Genomic DNA, 10,520 nt, shown 5'->3' on the forward strand with positions numbered 1-10,520 from the left:
TCGAAACGAACGGACCCTCATGCTGCGTAATGGCCGGCACCGCCGTCGCACCAGCCGCCTGACGCACGCTGTCCGGGCGGCGGTTGCCGCCGCGCTCGTGGGTACCGCCGCGGTGGCCGTGCCGATGCTCGCGGGCACCGCCAGCGCGACGCAGTCGACGTGCAACAACGCGGTGACGCTCGCCAACGGGGACTTCGAGACGCCGGTCATCGCCAACGGCAGCGTCAACATCATGCCGGAGACGGACGTGCCGGGATGGCTCACGACGGCTACCGACAGCAAGATCGAGCTGTGGCGCGGGTACAACAACACGCCGTCCAACACGGGTAGCCAGCACGCCGAGCTGAACGCGAACCAGGTGTCGACGCTGTACCAGGACCTGCCGACGGCGGCGGGCCAGGTGCTGCGGTGGGAGCTGAAGCACCGCGGGCGCACCGGCGTGGACACGATGGCGCTGCAGATCGGCAAGCCGAACGCCACGCTGGTGCAGCAGGGCGCGAACATGCTGGACGGCAACACGGCGTGGGGCGGGTACTCGGGGACCTACACGGTGCCGGCCGGGCAGACGACCACGCGGTTCGCGTTCAAGTCGATCGCCTCGGCCAACGGTGACCCGACGTTCGGCAACTTCCTCGACACGATCTCGTTCGGCACGGCGGCGTGCCTGTTCACGACGACGGCGGCCAGCGCGACCAGCGCCAACGTGGGTGACACGATCACGTACACGGTCACCGCGCGCAACGACGGCGGCAACCCGGCGAACCTGAGCAGCATCGTCGACACGCTGCCGGCGGGCACCACGTACGTGGCCGGCTCGCTGAAGTCGATCAATGGGTCGACGACGGTCAAGCCGACCGACGCGGCCGGCGACGACACCGGCGAGTACGACGCCGCGTCGCGCACCGTGAAGGCCCGCGTGGGACTCAACGCCTCCTCGTCGGTGGGCGGCACGCTGCTGCCGGGCGAGTCGCGGCAGATGTCGTACCAGGTGAAGGTGACCTCGGCGGCGGCCGGCACAACGATGCTCAACGACGCCACCAGCAACTACACCGACCCGCTCGCGAACGCGGCCCGGACGTCGACCTCCAACGAGGCCGGCACCACGATCAACCCGGCCGTGGACCTCGCCGTCACGGCCGCGCTCTCGGGTGCGGCGGTGGTGGCGGGCAGCACCGCGACGTACACGGTCACCGCGACCAACGGCGGCCCGAGCGCCGCGTCGGCGGTCCAGCTCACCGCGGACGTGCCGTCCGGGCTGACCGGCGTGACCGCCACCTCGCCCGGCGGCAGCTGCTCGATCACCGGCACGACCGCGAAGTGCACGTACGCCACCCAGGCCTCGGGCGCCTCGAACGTCATGACGATCGCCGGGTCGGTTCCGGCCGGCGCGACCGTGGGCACCCAGTACAAGCTCTCCGCCGCGGTCACGGCCGGCACGTTCGAGCTGAACAGCGTCGACAACACCACCTCGCTGAGCTACCCGGTGACCGCCAGCGCCGACCTCGCCGTCACGCTGACACCGCCGGCGAACCCGGTCGCCGGTGCGATGGCCACCTACCAGGCAACCGTCACCAACAACGGCCCGTCGACCGCGCGGGGCATCACCCTGGCGAACCCGATCCCGACGCTGGACGCCGGCGCGCCCGACCCGGCCGCGTCGGTCACCGGCGGCACGTGCGCGTACGTCAGCACCGCCCGCACGATCGACTGTTCGCTGCCCAACCTCGCGCCCGGCGCGACCAGCACCGTCACGATCAACTTCCAGCTGCCGTCCAGCGGCGCGATCAACAACGCGGTCTCGATCGCGTCGTCGACGCCCGACCCGGTGATCGCGAACAACAACGCCTCGGTCAGCACGGCCGGCACGGCGATCGCGGACGTCGGCGTGGACCTGAACATCAACGTCGCCACGGCCAAGCCGGGTGACCTGGTCGACTACACGCTCACCGTCACCAACCACGGCCCGTCCGTGGCCCGCAACGTCTCGTTCAACACGGTGGTGCCGCCGGGCGTGACGATCATCCGTACGCCCAGCGCGATCTGCACCACCTCGGGCTGCACCATCCCGACGCTGCCGCCCGCGCCGCACCCGCAGAGCACCGTCGTGATCACCGGCAAGGCCCGGATCGAGGCCGACGCCGCCGCGGGCCCCGGCTCGACCAGCACGACCGTCGTGTCGCCGACCACCGACAACAACAACGCGAACGACACCGACACGGTCTACCTGACCATCCTGCTCGACGCCGACCTGCGCGTCTCCGAGACGCTGACCGGCGGCGCCGTCGCCGGCCAGGCGATGCAGGAGGTCGTCACGGTCACCAACGACGGGCCGACCCGGGCCGAGGGCCTGCTGGTACGCCAGTCGATCCCGGCCGGCGCGGTGGTCCCGTCGGTCGCGGCCGGCGCCGGTCACTGCGACTTCCAGGGCACCGGCGCGGCCGGGACGGTCACCCCGGACGGCGGCAACTTCGTCTGCACGCTCTCCCAGTTGGCCGCCGCCGGCACGTGGCAGATCACGTTCACCGGGAGCATCCCGGCCGGTTTCAGCGGCAACACCTACTCGCGTACGGCGGTGCTGACCGCCACCTCGCCGGACCCGGACACCACCGACAACACGGTCACCGCGAGCACCCCGGTCGCGCACGTCGCCGACCTGAGCCTGACGCAGACCACCAGCACCCCGCAGGTCATCCAGTCCAGCCCGGTGCAGTTCCAGGTGACGATCCGCAACGACGGGCCGTCCGACGCCACCAACGTCATCGTCTCCGAGCAGCCGCAGAGCAGCCTGGCGATCAGTGGCGGCACGCCGAGCACCGGCACGTACGACGACGGCCAGCGCCGCTGGCAGATCCCGTCGCTGCCGGTGGGCGCGACGGCCACGCTGACCCTTTCCGGTGTCGCGCAGACGGCCGGCACCGGCACCAACACGGTTCGGGTGCTCTCCGCGGACAGCACCGACCCGGACAGCTCCAACGACACCGCTGCACGGTCCGTGACCATCGACCCGTCGGCATCGTCGCTGGCCGTCACCGTCACCTCGGCGGTCTCGCCGGCCGCGCACCAGGGCGCCGCGCAGACCGGTGACACAGTCGCGTTCTCCTACCTGGTCCGCAACACCGGCAACGTGACCATGTCGAACGTCGCGGTCACCGCGGGGCTGGGCGGCACGATCTCCTGCCCGCAGAGCTCGCTCGCCTCGGGCGCGTCGATGACGTGCACGTCCGGTACCCCGTACACGATCAGGCAGGCCGACGTCGACGCCGCCTCGCCGGTCACCGACACGGTCTTCGTCTCCGGGTACGCCCCCGCCGCCACCAGCGCGTCGAGCTTCGGCCCCACGCTCGTCTCGGTGCCGGTCGCCGCGCCCGCCCCGGCCGTCACCGTCACGGTGAACCCGGTCGTCACCCCGAACGCGCACCAGAACGCCGTGGAGGCCGGTGACACCGTGACCCCGGGATACCGGGTGACCAACACCGGCAACGTCACCGTCACCGCGGTCGCCGTCAGCGGCACCCGTGGCGGGACCGCCACCTGCCCGTCGGCGCCGGTCGCGGTCGGCGCGCACGTCATCTGCACCGGCCAGGCGTGGACGGTCAACCAGTCCCAGGTGGACGCCGGGCTGCCGCTGACCGACACGGCCACGGCCACCGCGTCCGGGCCGGGCAGCACGTCGGCCACCGCGACCGGCAACGCGAGCGTCACGGTCGCCGGTGTCTCATCAGCGCTGGCCGTCACGGTCAAGCCGACGGTCTCCCCCGCCGCGCACCAGGGCGCCGCGGAGGCCGGTGACACGATCGCCTACCAGTACGTGGTCACCAACAACGGCAACGTCACGATGAACACGATCGGCGTGACCGGCACGCTCGGCGGCACGATCACCTGCCCGGCCGGCACGCTGGCCGTCGGTGCCTCGGTGACCTGCAGCCGCACCGGCGCGTACCCGGTCGGCCAGGCGGACATCGACGCCGGCCTGCCGATCACCGAGACCGCCGCCGCCACCGGCCGCACCCCCGGCGGCACGACCACCACGTCGGCCACCCACACCGCGACGATCCCGGTCGCGCACGCCATCGCGTCGCTGACCGTCACCGCGAACGCGGTGGTCACGCCCAGCTCGCACCAGAGCGCGGCGGACGTCGGCGACACCATCACGTTCCGGTACACGGTGACCAACAACGGCAACGTGACGATGCACGCCGTGACCGTCACCGACTCGGCGAACCAGCCGGTCACCTGCCCGGCCGCCACGCTGGCGGTGGGCGCGTCGATGACCTGCGAGTCGACCGACGTGCACACGGTCGTCCAGCAGGACGTGAACAACCAGGTGCCGATCGCGCGTACCGCGACGGCCACCGGCACCGGTCCGGGCGCGCTCAGCTCGACCACGTCGTCGCCAGCCGCCGTCAGCGTGCCGCTCGCGGTCGCGGCCGCCGCGCTCAACGCCACCGTGGACCCGACGGTCGCGCACCCGAACGCCGCGGTGACCGGTGACGTGATCACCTACACCTACACCGTGATCAACAACGGCAACGTGACGATGGACCAGATCGTCGTGGCCGGCAGCCGGGGCGGCACCGCCTCCTGCCCGCAGACCTCGCTCAACGTGGGCGACTCGATGACCTGCACGGCGTCGACCGGCTACACGATCACGCAGGGCGACATGGACGCCGGCAACCCGATCACCGAGTCGGTCACGGTCACCGCGGAGGACACGAACGCCGTGCCCGCGAGCTTCGGCCCGTTCACCGGCGTCGTGGCGCTCGCGCCGGCCACCGGGCAGCTCAGCATGGTGGTCACGTCGACGGCGGGCGGCCCGGTCCCGGCCGGCACCTCGCTCGGCTACACGTTCGTGGTCACCAACACCGGCAACGTCACGATGAACACGATCGCCGTGGGTGAGGCGTCGACCGGCGCCGCGACCTGCCCGGCCGCCCCGCTCGCCGTGGGCGCGTCGATGACCTGCACCTCGGGCGGCACGTACCTGGTCACGAACGCGGACATCGACGCGCAGTCGCCGATCGTGGGTTCGGCGTACGTCTCCGGCCGCATCCCGAACTCGGTCGTCGCCCGCACGTTCGGCCCGTTCACCGCCACCACGCTGCCCGCGCCGGCCGCACCCTCGCTGACCGTCACGATCAACCCGTCGGTGCCCGGCCCGGTCGCGGCCGGTGACAGCGTTGACTTCCAGTACGTCGTCGCCAACAACGGCAACGTCACGATGAACCAGATCGACATCCACGCGCAGCTCGGCGGGACGGTCACCTGCCCGCAGGCGTCGCTGGGCGCCGGCACGTCGATGACCTGCACCGCGGCGCACCCGCACGTGGTCACCCAGCACGACGTGGACGCCGGTCTGCCGGTCACCGAGACCGCGCAGGCCAGCGGCCGGGCACCGGGCGCGCCGAGTGCGACCACGTTCGCGCCGGTCACGGCCGGTACGCCGGTGGTCGCCAGCGGCCCCGCCCTGAGCACCACGGTCCAGGCGGTGGTTTCGCCCGCCGGGCACCAGGGTGCCGCGGAGGCCGGTGACACGGTCACGTTCCGCTACCACGTCACGAACAACGGCAACGTCAGCCTGTACACGGTCGGAGTCACGGACTCGGCCGGTGCCGCGGTGACCTGCCCGGCCGGCACGCTGCACGTCAACGCCACCGTCAGGTGCACCTCGACGCTGCGGTACGACGTCACCCAGGACGACGTGGACGCGGGACAGTCTCTCGACCGGTCGGCGAGTGCCGAGGCGTACGCCCCCGGCGCCGCTCTCCCCACCGTGTCGGCCCTGGCCAGCGGTGGGACCGGAGTCGTTGCCGCGGACGGGCGGCTGAGCATGGCCGTCACGCCGGGCATCGCCGGTGGGCTGCGCGCGGGTGAGCACCTGGGGTACTCGTACCTGGTCACCAACACCGGCAACGTGACGATGACCCAGGTCGGCGTCCAGGACAGCCTGACCGGGGCCGCTTCCTGCCCGGTCACGGTCCTCGCCGTGGGCTCCTCGACGACCTGTGTGTCGGGTGGGGCGTACCAGGTCACCGCGGCCGACATCGACGCTGCCGCACCGATCTCCGCGACCGCGACCGTCTCCGGCCGCGAGCCGGGCGCGGCGAGCCCTTCCCCGTTCGCGCCGGTGACCACCGCCGTGACCGTCGCGACGGCCGCACCGCAGCTGACCGTCGCCGTCACCCCGGCCGTCGCCCCGGCGTCGCACCAGGGCTCGGCCGAGGTCGGTGACAAGATCACCTACTCCTACCTGGTCACCAACACCGGCAACGTCACGATGAGCCAGATCGCGCTGGACGACACCCCGGTGGGCGCGGCGACCTGCCCGCAGGCCACGCTGGCCGCCGGCGCGTCGATGACCTGCACGTCGCCGGCCGCCGGGTACCGCGTCACCACGGCGGACGTGGATGCCACCACGCCGGTCCGCGACGCGGCAACCGTGACCGGCCGGGCACCGGGCGCGTCCTCGGACGACAGCTTCGGGCCGTTCAGCGCCGCCGTCCCGGTGGTGCAGAGCGTGCCGTCGCTGACCGTGCTGATCTCGCCGGTGGTCACGCCGTCCGAGCACCAGGACGCGGTGCGGGCCGGTGACCGGGTCTCCTACCGGTACCTGGTGACCAACAACGGCAACCGGCCCATGAGCAACGTGGTCGTCACCGACGAGCCGTCCGCCGCCGCTTCTGCTGCCGCCTCTGCGAAACGGGTCCGGATCAAGAGCGACTGGGCGATCGACTGCCCGGCCACCGTCCTGGCCGTCGGCGCCTCGATGACGTGCCAGTCGGTGGGCTCGCGGCCGGTCACACAGGCTGACATCGACGCCGGGCAGCCGCTGCCCCGGTCGGCCACCGTCGCCGGCCTGCCGCCGGGTGGGAGCACCCCTCGGACGTACGGGCCGACGCGCACCGACACGCCCGTCATCGCCGCCGCGCCCGACCTGGCCGTCAAGGTGAACCCGCTGGTCAGCCCGGCCGCGCACCAGGCCGCCGCGGTGGCCGGTGACACGGTCACCTACCAGTACGTGGTGACCAACGACGGCAACGTCACGATGCGGAACGTCGAGGTGGCCGACGCGTTCGGCGACGACGTCGACTGCCCGGCCGGCACGCTCGCACCGGGAGCGTCGATGACCTGCACGGCGACCCGGACGTACGAGGTGACCCAGGCGGACATCGACGCCGGTCTGGCGCTGCGGCGTACGGCGGCGGCCACCGGTGTGCAGCCCGGCGCGAGCAGCCCGGCAACGTTCGCGCCCGACTCGGCGAGTGTGCCGCTCGACCCGCCCGCGCCCCAGCTGACGGCCGAGCAGAACGCCATCTGGCAGGACGTGGACGGCGACGGCCTGCTCGGGCCGGCCGACGCCATCACCTCGACGCTGATCGTGGTGAACACGGGCAACGTCACGATCCGGGCGCTGACCGTGGCGGGGGTGCCGGCCGACGTGGTGTGCACGCCGACGGTGCTGGCTCCGGGTGAGCGGGCCACCTGTGTGTCTCAGCCCTATCACCTCACGGCTGGGCAGATCGCGGAGGGCGTACACCGCAACGAGGCCACCGTGACCGGCGCGACCCAGGCCGGTCCGCAGGCGGAGGGCAAGGCGCCGGCCACCATCGTGGCGCCGGCTCCGAGCACGTCGTCGACCGCGACCGGCACGCCCACCTCGACCGGCACGCCCACCTCGACCCGCAGCGTCACCCCGTCGCCGACGGTGTCCGCCACCGCGACGATCGCACCGACGGCCGACCCGACGACCTCGGCAACCCCGACGGCGGGTGTCACCGAGACCGCGGCGCCCGACCCGGACGAGGGCTCCCTCCCGATCACCGGCAGCAACATCGCCGGAGTGATGCTGGCGGGCACCGCGTTCCTCGCGATCGGCTTCGTCCTGGTGCTGACCACCGGCGGCCGTCCGGGCGCGCATCGCCGCCGGCGGTGACCGCGGGCGCTGCATTGCCGCCGGCGGTGACCGCGGGCGTCGCATCGCCGCCGGCGGTGACCGCGCCGGTGTGGTTACCGGGCAGGGGCGGATCCCGGGCCTAGGGTAGGTGCGCTATGACTGCGCCTGAACCCGAATCCGAGACCCGCCCCTGCGCCCACTGCGGGCGCCCGGTGCCGCAGCGCGCCTCCGCCGGCCGCCCGTTCCGCTACTGCCGCGACAACGACGGCGATTGCCAGCGGGCGTCCCGCAACGTCCGGATGCGCCACCGCTCCTCCCCCGGCCTCGCCGGATCGGTCGCCCGGACCTGGGAGGTGGTCGACCGCCTGGACACGCTGGTCGGCACGCTCACCGAGGCGCTGCACTCGGAGATGTCCCCGGCGGGCGTCGAGCGCCAGGTGGCCGAGGTGCGCGCGGAGACGTCGCGGCAGGTGGCGGCGGCGCACGCGGAGCGGGACGACGCGCGCCGTGACGCCGAGCAGGCGGCCACGGCGACGGCGGCGGCTCAGCAGATCGCCAACGCGGCCACCGCGGAACGCGACGAGTCCCGGCAGCGTGCGGCGGATGCGGACCGCGCGGCCGAGGAAGCGGGCAAGCGGGCGGCGGAGGCGGCGACAGCGCGCGACGAGGCGGTCCGGGCGGCGACGGCGGCGGCTGCGCTGCGTGAGCGGGCCGAGACGGAACGGGACGCGGCGGCCGAGGAACTGGGCGCGGCCCGTCGCGAACTCACCGAGGTGCGAGGATCACGCGACGCCGCGGAGCGAGACCTGGCCGCGGCGCTCAAGGATGCGTCAGATTTGAGGCGTACGGCGGAAGCCGCGCGACTGCGATCCGAGGAGGAACTTTCGGCCGCTCGCGCGGAGGTCGCGCACGCCCGCTCGGCCGAGTCCGCGACGGCGGCGCGGGCCGACGCGGCCGAGCGCGGCCGGGACGAGGCGGTCGCGGCGGCGCATTCGACTGCCGGATCACTGGCCGAGGTGCGGTCAGAGCTGGCCGGCGTGATTTCTGAGCGGGACCGCCTCCGGCGTACCATAGAAGGTCTTGAACGTGCAACGCGTGATCGTGCGGATCTGGAGCGGCGGCTGACCGGGACACAGGCCGAGGCCGCGGCGGCACAGGAGCGAGTGGCGCAACTGACGTCCCAGGTCAGTGATCTCGCGTCGGCGCTGGCATCGCTCGGCGGGATGCGGCCCCCCGCGCAGCCTGTCCCAACGAGTGGCAGCTGAGCTCCGGCGCGTCGACCGTCTCGACCATCTCGACAGGGCGAGATTTCTCACGTATGGGCAGCCCCGAGATGGGGTAAGTGTGGCCAAACAGGGCACCTACCGCTACCAGATGGCTACCGGTTGACGACCGGACGCTAACCGAAGCGTGAGTAAATTACTGATGAATCGGAGTGAGTGACCAACATCGCACCACCCGCACATAGGGCAAACGTGCGTAAAGTGGACCAAGGTCCACTCGCGCACCGGCTCGGTTTGCCGGGTAATGGGTGTGGCCGGTTACGCTCATAGCGTTAACACCGCCGATACAGGCGGTCCGGACAGACAACTCGGCGGGCGCCGGATCCAGGCTCGTGACAGGAATCCAGCGGCCGCCCCTTTCGTTACACCAACGAGAGCAGCACCACGAGCGAGGGGAAAGCCGATCATGGGCGAACGCATGCTGCGCGGCAGCCGTCTAGGCGCAGTCAGCTACGAGTCCGACCGTAACACCGAGCTGGCGCCCCGACAGACCCGTGAGTACCTGTGCGTCAAGGGTCACCAGTTCGAGGTCCCGTTCGCCGTCGATGCCGAGGTGCCCACCACCTGGGAGTGCAAGTTCGACGGCAGCGTGGCACGCCTGGTCGACGGCAGCGAGCCGGAACAGAAGAAGGCGAAGCCGCCGCGCACTCACTGGGACATGCTGCTCGAGCGGCGCTCCATCGCCGAGCTCGAGGACATCCTCAACGAGCGGCTGCAGGAGGTCCGCACCCGCCGAGGCCGCTGACCACCAACAGCCCAAAGGCCGTCCCGGAACTCCCGGGGCGGCCTTTTCGTCGCTCCGGCCGTCCCCCTCCCAGCTATCCACAAAACGAACCAGAACGCCACCTTCCGCACAGTTCCACCCCACCCAGCTCCCCCACAGCCCACCTACCCCGCCCCCGCATTGCCAGGCCCCCACCAGCTGGCGCCCACGCACCACCCCGCACCCGCGAAACCCACCCCACCGCCAGCCGCCCAGGGCCAGCTGGCTGGCAGGCAGCATTCAGCGGCGGCGGACCTGCGCGGATGCCAGCCGACGACGACCCCAGCATGGTGACGCGGGGAACGCGGCGAGGGGCAAGCGGCACGCGCGGAGACGCGCCATGAGCAGCGCGTCCGGAGCGAGACGTGCCCGAAGCAGCGCGACAGAAGCGGCGGGCGGCCAAAACGGCGCGGCCGAAAACAGCGCTGGGCCGTGCGTCAGGCGCCTTTTCGGCCGGCGGGAGGGTTCAGTCGGACGGCTCGTGGGGGTGGGCCGTGCGTCAGGCGCCTTTTCGGCCGGCGGGAGGGTTCAGTCGGACGGCTCGTGGGGGTGGGCCGTGCGTCAGGCGCCTTTTCGGCCGGCG

The 10,520-nt window shown here is 72.4% G+C and carries 3 protein-coding genes; all 3 read left to right on the forward strand.

Translation table 11 applies throughout. The features are described from left to right. Positions 1–19 precede the first annotated feature (19 nt). Positions 20–7,930, forward strand: coding sequence for a hypothetical protein (locus tag AB0M02_RS29140; RefSeq protein ID WP_364232388.1), 7,911 nt, complete (start codon positions 20–22; stop codon positions 7,928–7,930). Positions 7,931–8,046: 116 nt separating this feature from the next. Next, a complete protein-coding gene (locus tag AB0M02_RS29145) occupies positions 8,047–9,156 on the forward strand; it encodes a serine/threonine protein kinase (RefSeq protein WP_364232390.1) in 1,110 nt (369 codons plus the stop codon). Positions 9,157–9,580: 424 nt separating this feature from the next. Further along, a complete protein-coding gene (locus AB0M02_RS29150) occupies positions 9,581–9,919 on the forward strand; it encodes an RNA polymerase-binding protein RbpA (RefSeq protein WP_014689763.1) in 339 nt (112 codons plus the stop codon). Positions 9,920–10,520: the final 601 nt, after the last annotated feature.

This window comes from Actinoplanes sp. NPDC051861 (genome assembly GCF_040681145.1).
GTDB lineage: Bacteria > Actinomycetota > Actinomycetes > Mycobacteriales > Micromonosporaceae > Actinoplanes.

Bases quoted from the DNA above. Each gene is read 5' to 3' on its own strand.
- AB0M02_RS29140 (WP_364232388.1), top strand. From the start codon at position 20: ATGCTGCGTAATGGCCGGCACCGCCGTCGCACCAGCCGCCTGACGCAC.
- AB0M02_RS29145 (WP_364232390.1), top strand. From the start codon at position 8,047: ATGACTGCGCCTGAACCCGAATCCGAGACCCGCCCCTGCGCCCACTGC.
- AB0M02_RS29150 (WP_014689763.1), top strand. From the start codon at position 9,581: ATGGGCGAACGCATGCTGCGCGGCAGCCGTCTAGGCGCAGTCAGCTAC.